The organism is Streptomyces sp. NPDC006476, from assembly GCF_040612015.1.
GTDB classification, from domain to species: domain Bacteria; phylum Actinomycetota; class Actinomycetes; order Streptomycetales; family Streptomycetaceae; genus Streptomyces; species Streptomyces griseorubiginosus_B.
Window position 1 is genome coordinate 83038 of record NZ_JBEXPK010000009.1, and the last position, 19746, is coordinate 102783.

21 protein-coding genes are annotated in these 19746 nt (G+C 70.9%); 14 read left to right on the forward strand and 7 right to left on the reverse strand.

Annotated elements, in window-relative coordinates:
* Positions 1–44: 44 nt before the first annotated feature.
* Complete coding sequence (locus ABZZ74_RS12410) at positions 45–497, forward strand: SRPBCC family protein (protein WP_356763905.1); 453 nt, start codon at positions 45–47, stop codon at positions 495–497.
* 9 nt (positions 498–506) lie between these two features.
* Here the strand turns inward: ABZZ74_RS12410 and ABZZ74_RS12415 are convergent, their stop codons facing one another.
* Together ABZZ74_RS12415 and ABZZ74_RS12420 are read right to left on the reverse strand one after the other, a co-directional pair.
* A complete protein-coding gene (locus ABZZ74_RS12415) occupies positions 507–1208 on the reverse strand; it encodes a ribonuclease H (protein WP_356764160.1) in 702 nt (233 codons plus the stop codon).
* Between the two features lie 30 nt (positions 1209–1238).
* Positions 1239–2036 (reverse strand): VOC family protein, encoded by a 798-nt coding sequence (locus tag ABZZ74_RS12420; RefSeq protein WP_356763907.1) that lies wholly within the window; start codon positions 2034–2036, stop codon positions 1239–1241.
* 162 nt (positions 2037–2198) lie between these two features.
* On the opposite strand from ABZZ74_RS12420, the gene ABZZ74_RS12425 reads away from it, so the two are divergent.
* The 7 genes from ABZZ74_RS12425 (at position 2199) to ABZZ74_RS12455 (ending at position 10425) form a co-directional block, all read left to right on the forward strand.
* On the forward strand, positions 2199–3209 hold the full coding sequence (locus tag ABZZ74_RS12425) for a zinc-binding alcohol dehydrogenase family protein (RefSeq protein ID WP_356764162.1): 1011 nt from the start codon (positions 2199–2201) through the stop codon (positions 3207–3209).
* A 236-nt stretch (positions 3210–3445) separates the two neighbouring features.
* Complete coding sequence (locus ABZZ74_RS12430; RefSeq protein ID WP_356763909.1) at positions 3446–4876, forward strand: family 2B encapsulin nanocompartment shell protein; 1431 nt, start codon at positions 3446–3448, stop codon at positions 4874–4876.
* Between the two features lie 14 nt (positions 4877–4890).
* Positions 4891–5940 (forward strand): family 2 encapsulin nanocompartment cargo protein terpene cyclase, encoded by a 1050-nt coding sequence (locus ABZZ74_RS12435; protein WP_356763911.1) that lies wholly within the window; start codon positions 4891–4893, stop codon positions 5938–5940.
* Between the two features lie 46 nt (positions 5941–5986).
* Complete coding sequence (locus tag ABZZ74_RS12440) at positions 5987–6862, forward strand: geranyl diphosphate 2-C-methyltransferase (protein ID WP_356763913.1); 876 nt, start codon at positions 5987–5989, stop codon at positions 6860–6862.
* 199 nt (positions 6863–7061) lie between these two features.
* Entirely contained in the window at positions 7062–7736 is a 675-nt protein-coding gene (locus tag ABZZ74_RS12445) for a response regulator transcription factor (protein ID WP_356763915.1), read from the forward strand.
* Positions 7737–7765: 29 nt separating this feature from the next.
* Positions 7766–9427 (forward strand): ATP-binding protein, encoded by a 1662-nt coding sequence (locus ABZZ74_RS12450; protein ID WP_356763917.1) that lies wholly within the window; start codon positions 7766–7768, stop codon positions 9425–9427.
* Between the two features lie 83 nt (positions 9428–9510).
* Positions 9511–10425, forward strand: a complete 915-nt coding sequence (locus ABZZ74_RS12455; protein ID WP_356763919.1) for an SGNH/GDSL hydrolase family protein — start codon at positions 9511–9513, stop codon at positions 10423–10425.
* 7 nt (positions 10426–10432) lie between these two features.
* Here ABZZ74_RS12455 and ABZZ74_RS12460 read toward each other — a convergent pair whose 3' ends face one another.
* The gene (locus tag ABZZ74_RS12460; RefSeq protein WP_356763921.1) at positions 10433–10915 is read right to left on the reverse strand and encodes a VOC family protein; all 483 of its coding nucleotides are present in this window, start codon (positions 10913–10915) and stop codon (positions 10433–10435) included.
* A gap of 122 nt (positions 10916–11037) precedes the next feature.
* On the opposite strand from ABZZ74_RS12460, the gene ABZZ74_RS12465 reads away from it, so the two are divergent.
* The 3 genes from ABZZ74_RS12465 (at position 11038) to ABZZ74_RS12475 (ending at position 13604) form a co-directional block, all read left to right on the forward strand.
* The gene (locus ABZZ74_RS12465) at positions 11038–12237 is read left to right on the forward strand and encodes an epoxide hydrolase family protein (RefSeq protein ID WP_356763923.1); all 1200 of its coding nucleotides are present in this window, start codon (positions 11038–11040) and stop codon (positions 12235–12237) included.
* A gap of 124 nt (positions 12238–12361) precedes the next feature.
* Positions 12362–13000: an ATP-dependent Clp protease proteolytic subunit gene (locus ABZZ74_RS12470; RefSeq protein WP_356763925.1), complete on the forward strand. Its 639-nt coding sequence runs from the start codon at positions 12362–12364 to the stop codon at positions 12998–13000.
* Between the two features lies 1 nt (position 13001).
* Entirely contained in the window at positions 13002–13604 is a 603-nt protein-coding gene (locus ABZZ74_RS12475) for an ATP-dependent Clp protease proteolytic subunit (protein WP_356763927.1), read from the forward strand.
* A 21-nt stretch (positions 13605–13625) separates the two neighbouring features.
* Here the strand turns inward: ABZZ74_RS12475 and ABZZ74_RS12480 are convergent, their stop codons facing one another.
* Positions 13626–14051, reverse strand: coding sequence for a helix-turn-helix transcriptional regulator (locus ABZZ74_RS12480; protein ID WP_356763929.1), 426 nt, complete (start codon positions 14049–14051; stop codon positions 13626–13628).
* 87 nt (positions 14052–14138) lie between these two features.
* On the opposite strand from ABZZ74_RS12480, the gene ABZZ74_RS12485 reads away from it, so the two are divergent.
* The gene (locus ABZZ74_RS12485; protein WP_356764164.1) at positions 14139–14921 is read left to right on the forward strand and encodes a class I SAM-dependent methyltransferase; all 783 of its coding nucleotides are present in this window, start codon (positions 14139–14141) and stop codon (positions 14919–14921) included.
* A 114-nt stretch (positions 14922–15035) separates the two neighbouring features.
* A complete protein-coding gene (locus ABZZ74_RS12490; protein ID WP_356763931.1) occupies positions 15036–15923 on the forward strand; it encodes an RNA polymerase sigma factor SigF in 888 nt (295 codons plus the stop codon).
* Positions 15924–15981: 58 nt separating this feature from the next.
* Here ABZZ74_RS12490 and ABZZ74_RS12495 read toward each other — a convergent pair whose 3' ends face one another.
* Positions 15982–16437 (reverse strand): ATP-binding protein, encoded by a 456-nt coding sequence (locus tag ABZZ74_RS12495; protein WP_356763933.1) that lies wholly within the window; start codon positions 16435–16437, stop codon positions 15982–15984.
* A gap of 106 nt (positions 16438–16543) precedes the next feature.
* Positions 16544–17725 carry a DUF6777 domain-containing protein gene (locus tag ABZZ74_RS12500; RefSeq protein WP_356763935.1) on the reverse strand — a complete coding sequence of 394 codons (1182 nt, stop codon included), beginning with the start codon at positions 17723–17725 and terminating at the stop codon, positions 16544–16546.
* 173 nt (positions 17726–17898) lie between these two features.
* On the opposite strand from ABZZ74_RS12500, the gene ABZZ74_RS12505 reads away from it, so the two are divergent.
* Positions 17899–19167 carry a streptophobe family protein gene (locus ABZZ74_RS12505; protein ID WP_356763937.1) on the forward strand — a complete coding sequence of 423 codons (1269 nt, stop codon included), beginning with the start codon at positions 17899–17901 and terminating at the stop codon, positions 19165–19167.
* A gap of 7 nt (positions 19168–19174) precedes the next feature.
* Here ABZZ74_RS12505 and ABZZ74_RS12510 read toward each other — a convergent pair whose 3' ends face one another.
* Entirely contained in the window at positions 19175–19717 is a 543-nt protein-coding gene (locus ABZZ74_RS12510; protein WP_356763939.1) for an MOSC domain-containing protein, read from the reverse strand.
* Positions 19718–19746: the final 29 nt, after the last annotated feature.

The window sequence follows — 19746 nt, forward strand, 5'->3', positions numbered from 1 at the left end:
CCGGCCCGCACGCAACCGTCTGAGAACGAAGGAGGGGTTCATCCGTGTCGCAGGTCGAGGAATCCATCGAGGTCGGCGTCCCGGTGCACACCGCCTACAACCAGTGGACGCAGTTCGAGACGTTCCCGGAGTTCATGAACGGCGTGGAGCGCATCGAGCAGCGCACCGACACGCTCACCCACTGGGTGACCAGTGTGAACGGGGTTCACCGGGAGTTCGACGCGGAGATCACCGAACAGATCCCGGACGAGCGGGTCGCCTGGACCACGATCTCCGGGGAGGCCAAGCAGGCCGGGGTGGTGACCTTCCACCGCCTCGATGACACGCACACCAAGGTCATGCTGCAGATGGAGTTCCAGCCCGAGAGCGTCACCGAGAAAGTCGGCGACAAGCTCGGGTTCGTGAAGCGGCAGACCAAGGGCGACCTCGAGCGCTTCAAGCAGTTCATCGAGGAGCGCGGCCGGGAGACCGGCGAGTGGCGCGGCGCGGTCGTCTGACCGCGTCGGCTAACCGGCTTCCGCCGTACGGCACTCGGGGTGCCCCCAGCCCTGCGCGTTCTTGGTGATCGGCTCCCCGGCCGCGTAGGACCGGCCGCACAGGCAACGGCCGGGGAACTTCGCCTTGATCGTGCGGGACGACGAGCCGCCGCCCAGCCGGGCCCCACCGGGCTTCCGGCGCGGGGCGGCGGCCTTTTTCGGGGTGTCCGGCGAGGGCGGCGGCTCCGGTGAGCCGAGTGCGCTGCCCGCCGGCTCCTGGACGGTCGCCGCCTGACTCGCGGCCCGGTCGGCGAAGTCGTTGAGCGGGTCGCCGTCGACCTGGTGGGCCGGCACGTAACGGAAGTCGACCGAGCGGCCCTGGAGCAGCTCGTCGATGCGCACCACCAGGTCCTGGTTGGCGACCGGTTTGCCGGCCGCCGTCTTCCATCCGTTGCGCTTCCAGCCGGGCAGCCAGGTGGTGACCGCCTTCATGGCGTACTGCGAGTCCATCCGGACCTCGAGCGGCACACCCGGGTCGGTCGACGTCAACAGGCGTTCCAGCGCGGTGAGTTCCGCGACGTTGTTGGTGGCCCGGCCCAGCGGTCCGGCCTCCCAGCGGTCCGGGACCTCGGAGTCGTCGGAGACCACCCACGCCCAGCCCGCAGGTCCCGGGTTTCCCTTCGAGGCCCCGTCGCAGGCGGCCACCACACGTTCACGCATGGGCTCGATCATGCCACGGCGGACGGGGCCTTCCGGCACCCTCTAGGAGACCTCCTCGGTCCGGGGCATCTCGCCCGCGGTGCGCGTGATGTCGATCACCGAGAAGCTCGCCCCCTGCGGGTCACTGAGTGCCGCGAACCTGCCGTAAGGGCTGTCCATGGGCCCGAAGCGCAGGACTCCGCCGAGCTTGGTCGCCTTGGCGACGGCGTCGTCGCAGTCGGGGACGACGAAGTAGAGGTTGACGTAGGAGGGAATCTCCGGCGGGAACTCGTCGCCCATCCTCATCCGGCCCAGGACCGTGTTGTCGCCGAGTTTGAACATGCGGAAGTCGACCGCGTCGTCGACGATCTGCTGGGCCGTGTACGGGAAGACGGCGCTGAAGAAGGCGTCCGTCCGCTCCGGGTCCCGGGTGAAGACCTCGGCCCAGCCGTAGGCGCCCGGCACCGCGGTCGCCTCGAAGCCCTCGTGGGTGCCGCCCTGCCAGAGACCGAAGACCGCCCCGCTGGGCTCACGGGCGATGCACATGGTGCCGAACTCGCCGACCTGCATCGGCTCCATCAGCACCTCGCCGCCGTTCTCCCGGATCCTGGCGGCCGTCGCGGCGGCGTCCGCGGAGGCGAAGTGCAAGCACCACTGCGACTGGCCTTCCTGGCCGGGCATCGGCGGTACGACGGCTGCGACCGCCTTGCCGTCCGCGTAGGCCTGGGTGTAGTTGCCATACTCCGACGACGCCTCGCCGAAGGTCCAGCCGAGGACATCTCCGTAGAAGCTCTTGGCTCCTTCGACGTCACCGAACATCGCGTCGGCCCAGCAGGGGGTTCCCTCAGGTTGTACGGCCATGACTGCGGCCCTTTCCCGAATATGCGGATGGTCCGTTTCCTCACGCTAGCCATCCGCCGGTCGAAGCGCGCGCCGAACGCCGGAGTCCGTTCCAGACTGGTCGGGGAGGCTTCCGGCGGGCTGTCGAGGTGACGGACGGGGTGCGGGATGACGGACGGGACGATGCGCGCGTGGTCGGTGGTGACCCCGGGGCCGGTCGAGGAGGAGGGGGTTCTCCGGTTTGTCGAGAAACCGGTTCCGAAGCCCGCCGACGACGAACTGCTCGTGCATGTGCGCGCGTGCGGGGTGTGCCGCACCGATCTGCATGTCGCCGAGGGCGATCTGCCCGTGCACCGGGCCGGGGTGACTCCGGGGCACGAGGTGGTGGGCGTCGTCGCCGGGGTCGGAGCGGCGGTCGAGGGCTTCGCCGCCGGTGACCGGGTCGGCGTGGCCTGGCTGCGGCGTACGGACGGCACCTGCGCCTACTGCGGGCGCGGCGCCGAGAACCTCTGTCCCGCCTCGCGCTACACCGGCTGGGACGCCGACGGCGGATACGCGGAGTACACGACCGTGCCCGCCTCCTTCGCCTACCGGCTGCCCGGCGCCCTCGACGACGTGGCGCTCGCGCCGCTGCTGTGCGCGGGGATCATCGGCTACCGCGCGCTGCGCCGGGCCGCGCTGCCGCCGGGCGGACGGCTCGGACTCTACGGCTTCGGGGGCAGCGCCCATCTGTGCGCGCAACTGGCCCTGGCCGAGGGCGCCACCGTGCACGTCCTGACCCGTGGGAGCACGGCACAGCGGCTGGCACTGGAACTCGGCGCCGCCTCCGCGCGTGACGCGTACGCGATGCCGCCCGAGCCGCTGGACAGCGCGATCCTGTTCGCCCCGGTCGGCGACCTGGTCCCCGTCGCGCTGCGGGCCCTGGACCGCGGCGGCACCCTCTCCGTCGCGGGCATCCACCTCAGCGACACCCCGCCGCTGCAGTACGAGACCGACCTCTTCTACGAGAAGCAGATGCGCAGCGTCACCTCCAACACCCGTGATGACGGCCGGGAGTTCCTCGCCCTGGCCGCCCGGCACGGCGTGCGCGCCACCACCCACACGTATCCCCTGACGCGAGCCGACCAGGCCCTGCGGGACCTGAAGGCGGGGCGGTTCGACGGAGCCGCGGTCGTGGTGAACGACCTCGCCTGAGCGCCCTCCCCGGGAGGGGCCGCACGGCTCACACGCCCGGCGCGCGATCACCTGCGACGAACCCGCGCGGGACAGGAAGCGGTATGTGCCCCTCCGCTCCGGGAAAACGCCCCCCGCACGCCGTACCGAGACCGCCGCCATCCCTGTTGGCTTGTACACGCGGTGCGTTCCTGTCAGCCACCGCTCTCTCGTCCTTCTCAACGACCACTCCGCACACCCCTGTTCAGGGAGGGAATGTGTCCGTCCCCGAAAGCGCCATCGACAACCCCGCCCCCGACGATCCCGGCGAACCGCAGCTCACCAGCCTCAGCACCCAGGCGGCGCGCCGGCTCACCACGACCACCAAGTCCGAACCGCAGATGCAGGCCATCAGCTCGCGCTGGCTGCTGAAGGCGCTGCCGTGGGTGGACGTCCGGGGCGGCACCTACCGGGTCAACCGGCGCCTGCAGCTGAAGATCGGGCGCGGCCGGGTGCAGTTCGAGCAGAACGGCGCCAACGACATCAAGGTCATCCCCGAGACGCTCACCGAACTGCCGGTGCTGCGCGGCTACTCCGACATCGATGTCCTCAAGGAGGTCGCCACCCGCTTCCGGGTCCGCGAAGTACGCGCCGGACAGGTCCTGTTCGAGGCCGGCCAGCCGGTCACCGAGGCCTATCTGGTGGTGCACGGCAGGTTCACCCGGTACACGGCCGGCAAGTACGGCGAGGAGGAGATCACCGGAGTCGTCACCGACGGCGACCAGATGGGCGACGAGGCCATCGGCCAGTCGGACCCGCTGTGGCTGAGCTCGGTGCGCGCGGAGACGGCGGGCGTGCTGCTGGCGCTGCCCTGGGACGTCGTCACCGAGCTCACCGACCGGGTGCCCTCGCTGGCCGCCCACCTCCAGGCGTTCGCCGAGCGGCAGAAGCTGCCGATGAACCGCAAGGGCGAGGCCGATGTCCCCATTCAGGCGGGCCACGTGGGCGAACCGACGCTGCCCGGCGGGTTCGTCAACTACGACCTCGCCCCGCGCGAGTACGAACTGTCGCTCACCCAGACCGTGCTGCGGGTGCACACCCGGGTCGCCGACCTCTACAACGACCCGATGAACCAGACCGAGCAGCAACTGCGCCTGACCATCGAGGAGATCCGCGAGCGCCAGGAGTGGGAGCTGGTCAACAACCGGGAGTTCGGGCTGTTGCACAACGTCGACTACGGACAGCGCGTCAGCACCTTCACCGGGCCGCCGACACCGGACGACATGGACGAGCTGCTGGCCATGCGGCGCAAGACCAAGGTGTTCCTCGCCCATCCCAAGGCGATCGCCGCCTTCTTCCGCCAGTGCAACCGCCGCGGACTGGTACCGGGCACGGCGACCGTCGAGGGGCACGAGATCCCCGCCTGGCGCGGGGTGCCGATCCTCCCCTGCAACAAGATCCCGGTCAGCGACCGGCACACCAGCAGCATCATCGCGCTGCGCACCGGCGAGTCCGACCAGGGCGTGATCGGCCTGTTCCAGACCGGCATCCCGGAGGAGTACCAGCCGGGCCTGAACGTGCGGTTCATGGGGATCGACGCGGCCGCGATCATCAGCTACCTGGTCACCGCCTACTACTCGCTCGCCATCCTCGTGCCGGACGCGGCGGGGATCCTGGAGAACGTACAGATCGGCCGGACGGCCGACTGAGGGTGGAGCACGCGATGAGCACCCCCACGTCCGTCCCGTCCCTGCCGGGGCCGCCGAACCTGGCCCGCACCGTGCGCACCCGGCGCGGCGGCGCGATCCCCGGGCTCAAGTACCGGCCGGTCGCCCCCGCCGACCCCGAGAAGGCCGCGGAGATCGACCGCAGACTGGAGGCCTGGGCCCGCGGCCTGGAGCTGTTCCCGGCCGCCTGGAAGGGGGACTTCTCCGGGTTCCAGTTCGGCCGGGCCGTCGTGCTCCAGCATCCTCAGGCGGCCGACCTGGACCGGCTGACCGTGGCCGGGCAGCTGCTGCTCGCCGAGAACCTCGTCGACAGCTGCTACTGCGAGGAGGACGAGGGCCGCGGCGGAGCGCGCCGCGGACTCGGCGGGCCGCTGATCCTGGCCCAGTCGGCGATCGACCCGTACCACGGCACTCCGGCCCTGGAGGCCGAGTGGCGCGAGGGAGTCCAGGCCGACGGCCCGCTGCGTTCGTACCACTGGGCCATGAAGGACTTCGCCGCCTTCGCCACTCCCAGCCAGAGCGACCGCTTCGTCCACGACATCGCCCGCCTCCACCTCGGCTACCTCGCGGAGGCCGCCTGGATGGAGACCCGGTACGTGCCGCGGGTCTGGGAGTACCTGGTGATGCGGCAGTTCAACAACTTCCGCCCCTGTCTGTCCATCGTCGACGCGGTGGACGGCTACGAACTGCCGGAATCCGTCTACGCCCGTCCGGAGATCCAGCGGATCACCGCGCTCGCCTGCAACGCCACGACGATCGTCAACGACCTGTACTCCTTCACCAAGGAACTGGCCAGCGACCCCGACCACCTCAACCTGCCGCAGGTCGTCGCCGCCAACGAGCGGTGCGGGCTGAAGGCCGCCTATCTCAGGGCCGTCGACATCCACAACGAGATCATGACCGCGTTCGAGGACGAGTCAACCGCCCTGTCCGCCACCTCGCCGCTCGTGGAGCGCTACGCCCGGAGCCTGTCCGACTGGGTGGGCGGCAACCACGAGTGGCACGCGACCAACACCCACCGCTACCACCTTCCCGACTACTGGTAGGCGCCACCCCCCCATGAACCATCAGCAACACCACGAGGAGTCACCGTTGACCATCGCCCCCGCCGACACCAGGAACGTCCCGCTGCCGACCCAGTCCACGTACCAGAACCGCGTGGCGGACTACTGGAACGCCGAGGAGAACCCGGTCAACCTCGAACTCGGCAAGCTCGACGACCTCTACCACCACCACTACGGCGTGGGCGCCGCGGACCACACCGTGCTCGACGAGAGCGACCCCGTGCTGCGCCGTGGGCGGATCACCGCCGAACTGCACCGGCTGGAACACGCCCAGGCCGAACTCCTCGCCGCCCATCTCGGCCCGCTCACCCCGGACGACCGGGTCTTCGACGCCGGCTGCGGACGCGGCGGCGGCAGCGTGGTGGCGAACCTGCGCTACGGCTGCCACACCGACGGCGTGACCATCTCCGCCAAGCAGGCCGCCTTCGCGGGCGAACAGGCCCGCAAACGAGGCATCGACGGCAGGGTGCGCTACCACCACCGCAACATGCTCGACACCGGTTTCGAGACCGGTGCCTACGCCGCGTCGTGGAACAACGAGTCGACCATGTACGTCGAACTGGACCTGCTGTTCGCGGAGCACGCGCGGCTGCTGCGCCGCGGCGGACGCTACGTCGTGATCACCGGCTGCTACAACGACACCTACGGGCGTGCCTCGCGCGAGGTGTCCCTGATCAACGCCCACTACATCTGCGACATCCACCCGCGCTCGGAGTACTTCCGGGCGCTGGCCCGCCACCGTCTGGTCCCGGTCCACGTCCAGGACCTGACCGCCGACACCATCCCCTACTGGGAACTGCGCCGCGCGGCGGAACACCTGGTCACGGGCATCGAGGACACGTTCCTGTCCGCGTACCGCAACGGCAGCTTCCAGTACCTGCTGATCGCCGCGGACCGCGTCTGAGCCACGTCCCGGAGCGGGCCCGTGCGGCGGTTGTGACACACATCCCCGCACCGCACGAGCCCGCGCCGGAACTCCCCCCGGGCGGCTCCCCCTTGAACCGTGGGCTTGTCCTGTTCTACCTTCGCCACATGGTCGGGGCATCAACGCCCGCTCATGAGCTGCACAACGAGCGGGCGGCAGACAGTCCGGGTGATGCGTTATGCGACCGCATCTCGCGCTGATCGAGGACGACCCCGACTTCGCACTGATGTGCCGTTCCTATCTGGAGCGCGCGGGCTTCACCGTCACCTGGGCCATGGACGCGCGCGCCGGCAAGGCCGCTCTGCACGAGGGCGGCATCGACCTCGCCGTCCTCGACCTGGGGCTGCCCGACGGCAGCGGCCTGGAGCTGCTGCGTGCGTTGCGCTCCACCAGCCGGCTGCCGGTCATCGTGGTCAGCGGACGCGGCGCGGAGGCGGACCGGGTGGCGGGGCTGGAGATCGGCGCCGACGACTACCTGGTGAAACCGTTCTCACAACGGGAACTGGTGGCCCGTATCCACGCGGTGCTGCGCCGCTCGCAGCCGCCCGAGGCGCCCACCGTGCTCCGCGTCGGCTCCCTGCTCATCGACAGCGCGGGCCGCCAGGCCTCCGTCGACGGCATGACGCTGACGCTGCGCCCCAAGGAGTACGCGCTGCTGGAGATGCTGGCCCAGGCACCCGGCCGGGTCTTCTCGGCGGAGCAGCTGCTGGAGCGGATCTGGGGCTCGTCCTGGCAGCAGCCGGCGACCGTGGTCGAGCACGTGTACCGGCTGCGCGGCAAGCTCGCGGCGATGCCCGCGCCCGTCCCGCGGATCACGACCGTCCGCGGCTACGGCTACCGCCTCGACCTGTGAGCGACCCGCCTCGGCCCGGAGGTCCGACCATGCCCGACGCCCCGGACTACCGGCGCCTGTTCGACGCCACGCTGTCCCCGCTGCTCGTCCTGAGCCCCGACTTCACCATCGTCGAGGTCAACCGCGCGTATCTGACGGCGACACGGACGGAGCGGGACATCGTGGGGCGGCCGGTCTTCGAGGTCTTCCCCGACAATCCGGAGGACCCCTCGGCCGACGGCGTGGCCAATCTGCGGCGCTCACTGGAGACGGTGGTGGCGAGCGGTCGTACGGACACGATGGCGCTGCAGCGCTACGACATCCCCACCGGCGAGGAGGGCGTCTTCGCCGAGCGCTACTGGAGCCCGGTCAACGCACCGGTCCTGGACGACGACGGCCGGGTCGTCCACATCATCCACCGGGTCGAGGACGTCACGGACTTCGTGCATCTGCGCCGGGTGGGGCGCGAGCAGCGGCGGGCCGTCGCCGAGGCGCAGATGCGGGCCGAGGGCATGGAGATCGACCTGTTCGTCCGGGCCCGGGAGATCCGCGAGGTCAACGAGCAGCTCAGCCGGGCCAACGCCGAACTCGACGCCGCCGGACGCCGGTTGCGGGAGGAGCAGCAGGCCAAGGACCGGTTCATCGCCACCCTCTCGCACGAACTGCGCAACCCGCTCGCCGCCGCCACCGCGGCCACCGAGCTGCTCGCCCTCGACCTGCCCGGCGGCCATCCGGCGCTCTCGGTCCTGGAGCGGCAGCTGGGCACACTGGCGCGGATGAGCAACGACCTGCTGGACGGCACCCGGGCGGTGACCGGACGTCTGGAGCTGGTGCGCGACCCGGTCGACCTGCGCTCGGTCGTGGACGGGGCGTGTGCCGACATCCGGGGCCTGTTCGGACACGAGGGCCGCACCCTGGGCGTCGTCGTGCCGCCCCAGCCGGTGATGATCGACGGCGACCGGCTGCGGCTGGCCCAGGTGCTGACCAACCTCCTGTCCAACGCGCTGAAGTACACCCGCCCCGACGGACACACCGAGGTGGGCCTGACGGTCGAGGACGGCACGGCCCTGCTCACCGTCCGCGACGACGGCATCGGCTTCGCCCCGGAACGGGCGGAGGAGCTGTTCGGGGTGTTCATGCGGGCCGCCCCGGCCGGCCCCGACACCCCGGAGGGACTGGGACTGGGGCTCGCGGTGGCGCGCACGGTGGTGGAGCTGCACGGCGGCCGGATCGGCGCCCACAGCGACGGCCCCGGCAAGGGCGCGGCGTTCACGGTACGGCTGCCGACCACCGAGGTGACGGCCCCTCGGCCGACGCCCACCACGGCCGCCCGTCCGGCACCCGGCCGTCTCTCCCTGCTGATCGTCGAGGACAACGCGGACCTGGCCGCCACCTACCGCACCCTGCTGGAACGCCAGGGCCACCGGGTCACCGCCGTCCACACCGGCGCGGATGCCCTCGCCGCCACCGGGAACGAGTCCTTCGACGCCGTCCTGTGCGATCTGGGGCTGCCGGACATGGACGGCTACCAGGTCGCCCGTGCCCTGCGTGCCAGGCCGGGCGGGGACCGATTGCGCCTGATCGCGGTGTCCGGGTTCAGCCGGGGCACCGACCGCGCCCTGTCCCGGACGGCCGGTTTCGACGCCCACCTGGCCAAACCACTGCCGCTCGCCGAGCTGCTGGACCTCCTCGAACGGCTCGGACAGGCCTGAACTCACCCCCCGTGTCTTCCCCCTTGCGCCCTCCTGTGCTTGCCTGGGGAACCGTTTTCGGTTGCCGGGGCGGGAGTTGCTGCATGCGGAAACCGTGGATCGTGGGGGTGTCGCTGGCCTGCGCGCTGTTGCTCGGCGGATGCACCGACCCGTCGTCCGCCCCGCAGGCCCCGCCGCCCTCCCCCGCCGTACCGGACGTGAGTGCCACCACGACCCACCAGCGGGCCCCCGCCTCCCCCGGCCGCCCGGCCGTGGCCCCCAAGGTGCTGTACCTCGGCGACTCGCTGGCGATGGAGGCCCAGAACGTCCTCGGACGGCAGCTGCGCACTGACCTGAACGCGACCTACACCAGCGCCCCGTACTCGGGCACCACCCTCTGCGACTACCTGGAGGGCACCGGGGCGCGCTCGCTGGTGCCGGACGCCGACAAGGCCGCCGCGCTGGTACGGGCGCGGCATCCGGACTACGTGGTGATGCAGTTCTGGGGCAACGCCTGGGGCTACACATGGTGCATGGACGGCATCACCTACAACGCCTCGCAGCAGCGGTACTTCACCCGCTACCGCGCCGACCTGCGCAGACTCACCGAGCAGATCGCGGACGCGGGCGGGGCGAAACGCCCGAGGATCGTGTGGGTGCTACAGGGACCGGATCCGATCACCCCGGACCGGGTGCGCCGCGTCAACGAGATGTACGAGCGGCAGGCCGCCGCCTCCCACGACCTGGTCGCCGACGCGGGCGCGACGGTCAGCCCGGCGGGGGCCCGCTACAGCTGGGCGCAGTACCTGCCGTGCACCGCCTACGAGCACGCGCACCCCGACTACTGCACCCAGCCGGACCAGGACCGTACAGCCCTCCACCTGAGCTCGGACTACCTGCACTTCTGCCTGGCCCCCACCACGTCCACCCCGAAGCCGTGCCCGGTGCGCTCCCCCGGCATCCTGCGCATGGCCCGCGAGGTCACCCGGGTGATCGCGCGACAGACGGGGGAGCGCTGACCGGCCGTCACTCGCCCGCGTAGGCCTTCTCCAGGGCCGCGATGTCGAACTTGGACATCGCCATGAACGCCTTGGTGGTGCGGGAGGCCTTCTCCTGGTCCGGGTCGCTGATCATGTCGATCAGCTTGTCCGGGACGACCTGCCAGGACAGGCCGTACCTGTCCTTGAGCCAACCGCAGGGACCGGGCTCGCCGCCGCCCTCGGTGAGCTTGGTCCAGTAGTAGTCGATCTCCTCCTGGTCCTTGCAGAAGATCTGGAAGGAGATCGACTCGTTGAACGTGAACTGGGGCCCGCCGTTGAGCGCCACGAACTTCTGGCCGTTGGCGATGAACTCCACCGCCAGCACGGAGCCGACCGGGCCCGCTCCCCCTTCCACGTTCCGGCCGACGCGGCCGATGCTGGAGTTCTTGAAGATCGAGACGTAGTAGTGAGCGGCCTCCTCGGCCTGTCCGTCGAACCAGAGACAGGTGGTGAATCCGTCGGTGGTCATGGGCTCCTCCTGGGACGTGGAACGCTGTCACCTCTACCGACCGATCCTCGCGGCGGAACTCATCGGTGGGGCGGCCGATTAATCCATATGGCCCTGCCGCGGCCCCCGCCTAGGCTCCGCACATGACGTCATCCCCCACGGACACGATCCGCCCCTTCCGCCTCGACATCCCGCAGCGCGACCTCGACGACCTGCACCACCGCCTCGACCGCACCCGCTGGCCGGACGAGCTGCCGGGCACCGGATGGGCGTACGGCGTGCCGGCCGACTACCTCCGCGAGCTGGTCCACTACTGGCGCCACACCTACGACTGGCGGGCCGCCGAGGCGCAGCTGAACCGATGGCCGCAGTTCACCACCACCATCGACGGCTCGACCGTGCACTTCGCGCACGTCCGCTCCCCCGAACCGGACGCCACCCCGCTGATCATCACGCACGGCTGGCCGGGATCGATCGTGGAGTTCCTGGACGTGGTCGGCCCGCTCGCCGATCCGGCCGCGCACGGCGGAGACCCGGCCGACGCCTTCCACGTCGTCGTCCCCGGCATTCCCGGATTCGGGCTGTCCGGACCGCCCACGGACACCGGCTGGGAGGCGGGCCGGGTCGCGGACGCCTGGGCCGAGCTGATGCGCCGCCTGGGCTACGAACGCTTCGGCGCGCAGGGCGGCGACTGGGGCGCGGCGATCTCCCGCGAACTGGGGCGCGCCCACCCCGACCGGGTGATCGGCGTCCACCTCAACCTGCTGCCGGGGGCTCAGCAGCTCACCGAGCCCACACAGGAGGAGCTGGACGAGCTGGGCACCGAGGAACAGGAGCGGGCGCTGCTGTCGTGGCGCCGGTGGAGCGAGTGGTCGCGCGAGGGCACCGGGTACGCCGTCCTGCAGGCCACCCGGCCGCAGACCGTGGCCTACGCGCTCACGGACTCCCCCGTGGGCCAACTCGCCTGGATCGTCGAGAAGTTCCACGAGTGGACAGACTCACAGCTGCTGCCGGAGGAGGCCGTGGACCGGGACCGGCTGCTCACCAACGTGATGCTCTACTGGCTGACCGGGACCGCCGGCTCCGCGGCCCGCATCTACTACGAACGCGCCCACGCCACCGGCCGGGTCGCCCTGCAGACCGAGCCGTCGACCGCCCCCACCGCACTCGCCCTGTTCCCGGCCGAACCCCAGATCCCGCTGCGGCACAAGGCGGAACGCACCGAGAACCTGGTGCGGTGGACGGAGTTCGACCGCGGCGGGCACTTCGCGGCGATGGAGGAGCCCGACCTGCTGGTCGGCGACGTGCGGGCGTTCTTCCGACAGCTGCGCGAGAAGGGCTGACGGCGGGCTCTGCCCGTGGCGAATCTGCCGCGGGCAGAGAAACCGCATCGGGGCACCGAACCGGGCCAAGAGTGGAGTCGACGGCATCACGATGCGACGGCATCACCGTTCGACAGGAGAACCGATGACTCCACTCACCCCGCTCGCGCCCCGCGCCGAGGAGGGCGACACCCCGCCCAGCCGCTTCGACGACCATCTCGCCGCCCAACTGCTCGGGCAGCGCATCGTCTTCCTCGGTACCCAGGTCGACGAGATCTCCGCCAACCGGGTCTGCGCCCAGCTGCTCCTGCTGTCCGCGGAGGACCCGCGCACCGACATCAGCCTCTACATCAACAGCCCCGGCGGCTCGGTCCACGCCGGTCTCGCCATCTACGACACCATGCGGCTGATCCCGAACGACGTCTCCACGCTCGCCATGGGCTTCGCGGCCAGCATGGGCCAGTTCCTGCTCAGCGTCGGCGCGACGGGCAAGCGGTACGCCCTGCCCAACGCGCGGATCATGATGCACCAGCCGTCGGCCGGGATCGGCGGCACCACCGCCGACATCGAGATCCAGGCGGAGAACCTGGAGCACACCAAACGGACCATCGAGCGGATCACCGCCGAGCACACCGGGCAGAGCCCGGAGACCATCTCCCGGGACGGCGACCGCGACCGCTGGTTCACGGCCGAGGAGGCCAGGGAGTACGGCATGGTCGACCGGGTCCTGGACTCCCTCGCGGACGTCCGCCCGGCCGCCTCCAAGCGACGGATGGGGCTGTGACATGGGGAACTACACGATTCCGTACGTCGTCGAGCGGACCGCGCACGGCGAGCGCTCCTCCGACGTGTTCAGCCGGCTGCTGTCGGAACGGATCATCTTCCTCGGCACCGAGATCGACGACGGCGTCGCCAACGTCGTCATCGCGCAACTCCTGCACCTGGAGTCGGCGGCCCCCGAGCACGAGATCGCGATCTACATCAACTCCCCGGGCGGCTCGGTCACTTCGCTGATGGCGATCTACGACACGATGACCTTCGTCCAGGCGCCGATCTCGACGTTCTGCGTCGGCCAGGCGGCCTCCACGGCGGCCGTCCTGCTGGCGGGCGGCGATCCGGGGCGGCGGTTCGTGCTGGAGCACGCGCGGGTGCTGCTGGGGCAGCCGGCCAGCGGCGGCCGGCAGGGCACGGTCTCCGATCTGTCCCTGCAGGCCAAGGAAATGGTGCGGATCCGCTCGCAGATCGAGGAGGTGCTGGCGCGCCACACCCACCACGACATCACGACCCTGCGCGCGGACATGGACCGCGACAAGGTCTTCACCGCCCAGGAGGCGGTCGCCTACGGACTGGCCGACGAGGTGCTGAGCCGGCGCCTGGTGGCGGTCTGAGGCGCCGGCCCGCTGCCCCGGTCAGGCGGCCAGGCACAGTCCGTTGTACGGCGAGGTGGGCGCGGCCGCGCTCCGGCCGTGCCGGCGACTGCCGATCCGGGTGAGCTCGCCCTGCGCCAGCGACAGCAGGTCGCCGAGGCCCAGACCCAGGGCGTGGGCGGCGGCCGCGAGGACCTCGGAGGAGGCCTCCTTGCGGCCCCGCTCCACCTCGGAGAGGTACGGCATGGAGATCCGGGCGGCGTCCGCCACGTCCTTGAGGGTGCGCTCCTGCGCGAGGCGCTCGCGCCGCAGGACGTCCCCGACCAGGTCACGCCAGAGCGGCTCCCTGGGCGCGGGGGGCGCGGGCGCCGCGGGGGCCGCCTCGCGCGGCGGCGAGGCTGCGGGACGTTCGGCCTGCGGACGGTGCAGGGGAATGACGCGGGCTTCGTTCGGCGCTTGGCTGCTCACCCCCTCAGACTAAATTCGCTCGCCCCGATGGGAAGAGATCGGCATTCTGCCCTGGGTGGAATCCCAGGAGCGGAGGGCGCGATGAAGGTGCTGCGGGAGACGTTCAACGAGGTCGCCGAGCTGTACGACCGGGCACGGCCGCGTTATCCGGCCTCCCTCGTCGAGGAGTTGACGCGCGCCACAGACCTCGGCCCGGACAGCCGCGTCCTGGAGATCGGTCCGGGCACCGGTCAACTCACCCTCCCGCTGGCCGAGTCGGGCTGCCGCATCACGGCGGTGGAACTCGGCGACGCCATGGCACAGGTGGCCCGGCGACGCCTGCGCGGCTTTCCCCGGGTGGACGTGCGGGTGGCGGACTTCGAGCGCTGGGAGCTGCCGGACGAGCCGTTCGACCTGGTGGTGTGCGCCACCGCGTTCCACTGGATCGACCCGGCGGTCAGGCTGGTCAAGACGGCACGGGCGCTGCGGCCCGGCGGGCATCTGGCCCTGATCCTCACCGAGCACGTCGCGGGCGGAACCGAGGACTTCTTCCGGCTGGCCCAGGAGTGCTACGAACGCTGGGATCCGGCCACCCCGCCCGGGCTGCGCCTGCAGCCGGCGTCCGAGATCGTCTTCGCGGAGACCTCCCAGCTGAACGGATCCGACCTGTTCGAGACCCCGGTGCCGGTTCGCGTCACCCAGGACATCACCTACACCGCCGACCAGTACATCGACGTGCTCCTGACCTATTCGGGCCACCGGGCACTGGACGCCAAGGCCCGCCAAGGCCTGTTGACGTCTCTGCGGCAGCTGATCGACACCCGGTTCGGCGGGACCGTCACCAAGCGTTATCTCCACGAACTCGTCGTGGCCGCCCGGACCCCGGAGTGATATTTTCCGCCACCCGGATCCGCGGGGGGCATGGTCCGCCGAACCCGGGGTACTCGCATCCCGAGGACCCGAGGTAGTACACACCGTCGGACCCCGACTTCCGTGGGAGAGGAAATGAATACCGCCGTGAATCGGTCGAAGGCGCAGGTCACAGCGGAGACCGCCGGGACCGGCACGGGTGACGGGCCGCTTCCGGGCATCGTCGAGCCCCGGTCCGTGGCACCGCGCGACGCGCGAGAACTGTCCCGGCAGTTCTTCCAGCGGCTCGCGGAGCTGGAGGAGGGTACGCACGAGTACCAGTACGCCCGTAACACCCTCATCGAGATGAACATGTCGCTGGTGCGGTTCGCCGCCGGGCGGTTCCGGGGGCGCGGCGACGACATGGAGGACCTTGTCCAGACCGGCATGATCGGCCTGATCAAGGCGATCGACCGGTTCGAGCTGTCCCGCGAGGTGGAGTTCACGTCCTTCGCGCTGCCGTACATCGTCGGCGAGATCAAGCGGTTCTTCCGCGACACCACCTGGGCCGTGCACGTGCCGCGGCGGCTGCAGGAACTGCGCGTGGAGCTCGCCAAGGCGCGCGAGGAGCTCGCGAGCCGGCTGGACCGCGATCCCACGACCGCCGAGCTGGCCACGCTCATGAACATCTCCGAGAACGAGGTCGTCGAGGCGCAGATCGCCGCCAACGGGTACAACTCCTCCTCCCTGGACGCCGCGCTCACCGGCGACGGACCGGAGGGCGGCGAGGCGGTGCTGGCTGACTTCCTCGGCGTCGAGGAGGACGGCCTGCGGCTCGTCGAGGACTTCCATTCGCTGGCCCCGCTCATGGCCGAGCTCGGCGAGCGCGACCGGCAGATCATCCACATGCGGTTCGTGGAGGAGGCCACCCAGGCGGAGATCGGCGAGCGGCTCGGCTGCTCGCAGATGCATGTGTCCCGCCTCATCAAGCGGATCATCGCGCGGCTGCGCGAGGGCATGCTGGGCGAACTCGGCTGCGCCTGAGGTACCCGCACGAAGGGAGCTGACCGCCGCGATGGTTCGCAGCGGTCAGCCGACGCACTCACTCGGCGCTCAGTGCCACCACGGCCGACACGCGCTTGCCCACCGGCACTCGTTCGACGGTCATCCCCTTGGCGAGCGCGTGGACAATCTCCAGGCCGTGCCGGCCGATCCGCTCGGGGTCGCGTGGAAAACGGCGCGGCAGGGCCGCACTGCTGTCGCACACGCACACCGTCACGAAGGTGTCCGTGCCCTCCAGCTCCAGGATGTAGGGGCCGTTGCTGTGCCGGTCGGCGTTGGTGACCAGCTCGCTCACCACGAGCAGGACCTCCTCCTCGGCGCGTGACCCGATCTCGGCGCACCACTCCGTTCTCAGCCGGCCCACGAAGTGCGCGGCGAAGGCCCTGGCCTCGGCGATGCACCCCGGTTCGCCGGTGTAGTGGGCCGCCCGTCGGAGGGGTTCCACCGGTACATCGAAACCAGTTGCCACCACTGCTCCGCCCACATGGTCATTCATGCGTTTCTCTCTCGGAAGCCGGACCGGCCTGACGCTGCTGCACCAGTGCTCGTACCCCGAGCCGCGCTTCGCAGTCCCCGCCGCGGCCCGATGTGTCCGCTTCCACTCAGAGCGCCGGTGATGTGCCCGCCGACGACAAGGAACTCAGTGAGCTCGAGGCCGCCGGCGGTTCCAGCGACGAGGAATCCGAGGGCGGCGGCGCCGTCGTGGGCGGCACCGACGACGGCGACTCGGAACTCGGCGACGAGGAGGACGGGGAGGACGGGGAGGACGGGGTGCTCGAGCTGGGCGGGCAGGGGGACTTCTTGCCCGAAGAGGAGGCGCACGGCGACGACGGCGTGGGCGTGGTGACGCTCACCGACGGCGAGGGCCGCATCGGCGGCTTGACCGGCCGGTCGTGGTGGCCCGTGTCTCCTCGGTGCCGGCCGATCCAGGCCTTGTGGTGGGGGTCGTAGATCACGAAGACGTTGATGATCTGCGGTGCGGGCGTGACCACGACGGTGTTCGAGGCGCGGTACGACGGCCACGCGTCGCCGGTCTGCCTGAACGCGCCCTGCTGGGCGACGGGCTGGGTGAGCGGGTTGCCGCAGGCGCAGCGGACGCGGGGTACGCCATGGCCGTCGACCATGACGGCGGTGCCCGCCTGAAGGACGGCCTGGTAGTTGGTGGCGGTGCCGTTGCGGTAGCCGTGGTTGGTGACGCGGGTGTCCATGCGCAGCTGCACCGGGGTGAGCGAACGCAGGTAGGCGGGGACCTGGGAGGGGGCGATGCCCTCGACGCCGGCGAAGGCCCGGGTCTTCGCCGGGGTCGCCTGAAGGTACTTGATCTGCTGTTCCACGTCGCAGCTGGAGACGTTGCGACTGCCGCCGTAGAGGCCTGGCGCGCCGCCGTCCACGCCCTGCACCGCGTTGGACTGTGCCGAGGGGGTGGCCGGGGAGGGTGAGACCGGGGTGGTGGAGCTGCTCTTGGCGCTGGACGGGGTGAACGGGTCGGGGCCGCTCTTGTCCGCCGCCTGCAGGAAGACCTCGCCGCTCTTCTTGCCGCCGCCACCTCCGCCCGAGTGGGTGAACACGAGCGCCAGGGCCACGACCGCGACGACCGCGGTGGTCAGCAGAGCGACGCGCGGTGCCGACCTCCACCACGGACGCTGGGGTTCCGGTGGGGGCGCGCCGCCGCTGCTGCCGGGCGGCGGCTCGGAGGGCGGACCGGACGGTGGCTCGGTGGGACCCGACAGCGGGCCCGAGGGCGGTCCTGTGGGGCGGCCGGAAGACGGCGGTTCGACGCTCACGAGCTCTTCTTCCCGACGTTGGTTTCCTGCGGGTTTCCAGCGGCTTGCCCCGAGTTGAGCCGCTCAAATGACCTACATACCTATTGTCTGCATCTGTCGTGCGCAGCTCGCAAGCCGACGCGGACGGCCCTCCCGGCGGGCGGGGTGGGCGGGTGCTGCTTAGCGTGGCAGGCGTGAGCCTGCGAACCTCCTCCGAGCAGACCGTGACCCGTCATGGCTGGGTGCAGGCCCTGGCCGCGGTGCTGGCCGCGCTGATCGCCATGGGGGTCGTGGCCGCCCTGGGGTTGTGGGCGGCCGGAGCGACGGATCTTCCCCAGGGCGCGTTTCCCCGGGTGGTGGCGGCGACGGTGGTCACGGCCGTCGGCGGCACGATCGAGCTGTCCGGGGACGCGGGCGGACTCGCCTCGTCCTCCGCCGGGCTGACCGTGATCCCGCTGTCCGTCACGCTGACGGGTGCGCTCGTGCTCGCCGCCGGCTTCCTGCGCCCGCTGCGGCACCGGGCGGTCACCGGAGCGCCCGAACTGGCTGGATGGGCGGCCCGGATCGCGGTCCTGTGGCTGCTCGCCCTGCTCGGTCTGGCTTTCGCTGCCCGCCAGACCTTCGCCCTCTCGCTCGGCAACGGCACGCTCAGCGACGTCGGTGACCTGTTCGACGTCTCGCCGAAGGTCGGTTTCAAGACCGACGTACCGCAAACGCTTCTCTTCGGCCTGCTGTGGCTGGCGGGCGTCCTGGTGCTGGCCCTGCTGGTCTCACGCGGGGCGCCGCTGCCCGGCCGGTTGCTGCGTTTCCAGGAGTCGGTGCGTCCGGCCGCGTACGCGATGGTGGCCCTGCTCCTCGTCTACGTCGCTCTCGGCGTCGTCATCGGCCTGGTGACTGCGGCGACCCGCGGGCATGCCGTGGAAACCCTCGCGGTGATCCTGCTGGGCATGCCGAACCTGGCCTGGCTCACCCTCACCCTCGGCCTCGGCGCGACCTGGCACGGCAGGGTGCAGGGGCCGTTCGGGCTGCCCATGCCGCACGTCCTCGACGAGGTGCTGCGCACCAAGGACGTCTCCACGCTCAACCTGAGCACCCTCTCCGACTACGACAGCCGGGTGTGGTGGCTGGTCGTCGTGGACGCGGTGCTGCTGCTGGGCGCGGCCTTCGTGATGGCGGCCCGCTCCCCGTCCCGGACGCGCGCCTGGCAGCATGCCCTGCACATGGCCGTCGCCCTCGCGCTCACGGTCTGGATGATCTGCCTGGTCGGCCGGATCTCCGCGCACTACGGCCTGTCGGTGCTGGGCATCGGCGACCTGGGCGGGCGTCTGGGCGGGGACCTGTTCCTCACGCCCCAGGTGTGGAGCGCGCTGGGGCTGGCGGTGCTGTGGGGACTGGTGACCGGGTTCCTGGGCGCGCTGCTGGCGAGGCCGGTACGGCGGAGGGGTGCCGCCGCAGGGGTGTGACGTGTGGTCAGACCCTGTCCAGGGGCCGGTGCGGGCCGCTGGGGAGTTCCGCCTCGATCCTGTCGTCGGGGCGCACCACGCCCCCTTCCCGCACGACGGTCATGATCCCGGCCTTGCGTACGACCTTGCCGGCCTCGTCCCTGCCGACGACCTGCTTGAGCAGCCCGCCCTGGAAGTTGTCGATCTGCAGACAGGGGTTGCGCAGACCGGTGACCTCCAGGACGGCGGAGTCGCCGATGCGCAGCAGGGTGCCGACCGGCAGGCCGAGCAGGTCGATGCCGCGCGTGGTGATGTTCTCGCCGAGTTCGCCGGGCGCCACCTTGAACCCGGCCTCGCCGACCTCGGCGAAGAGCTCCTCGTGGATGAGATGCACCTGGCGCAGGTTGGGCTGCGTGGGGTCCTGCGCGACCCTGGACCGGTGCTTGACCGTCACCCCGGCGTGCACGTCCCCCTCCACCCCCAGACCGGCGAGCAGCGTGATGCTGTCCCGGTTCGGCTTGGTGAAGGAGTACACCCCGTTGCTGCTGACCGCCGTCACGCTGCCGCTCATCGTCGGACCCCCCTCGTCGGTAACGATCA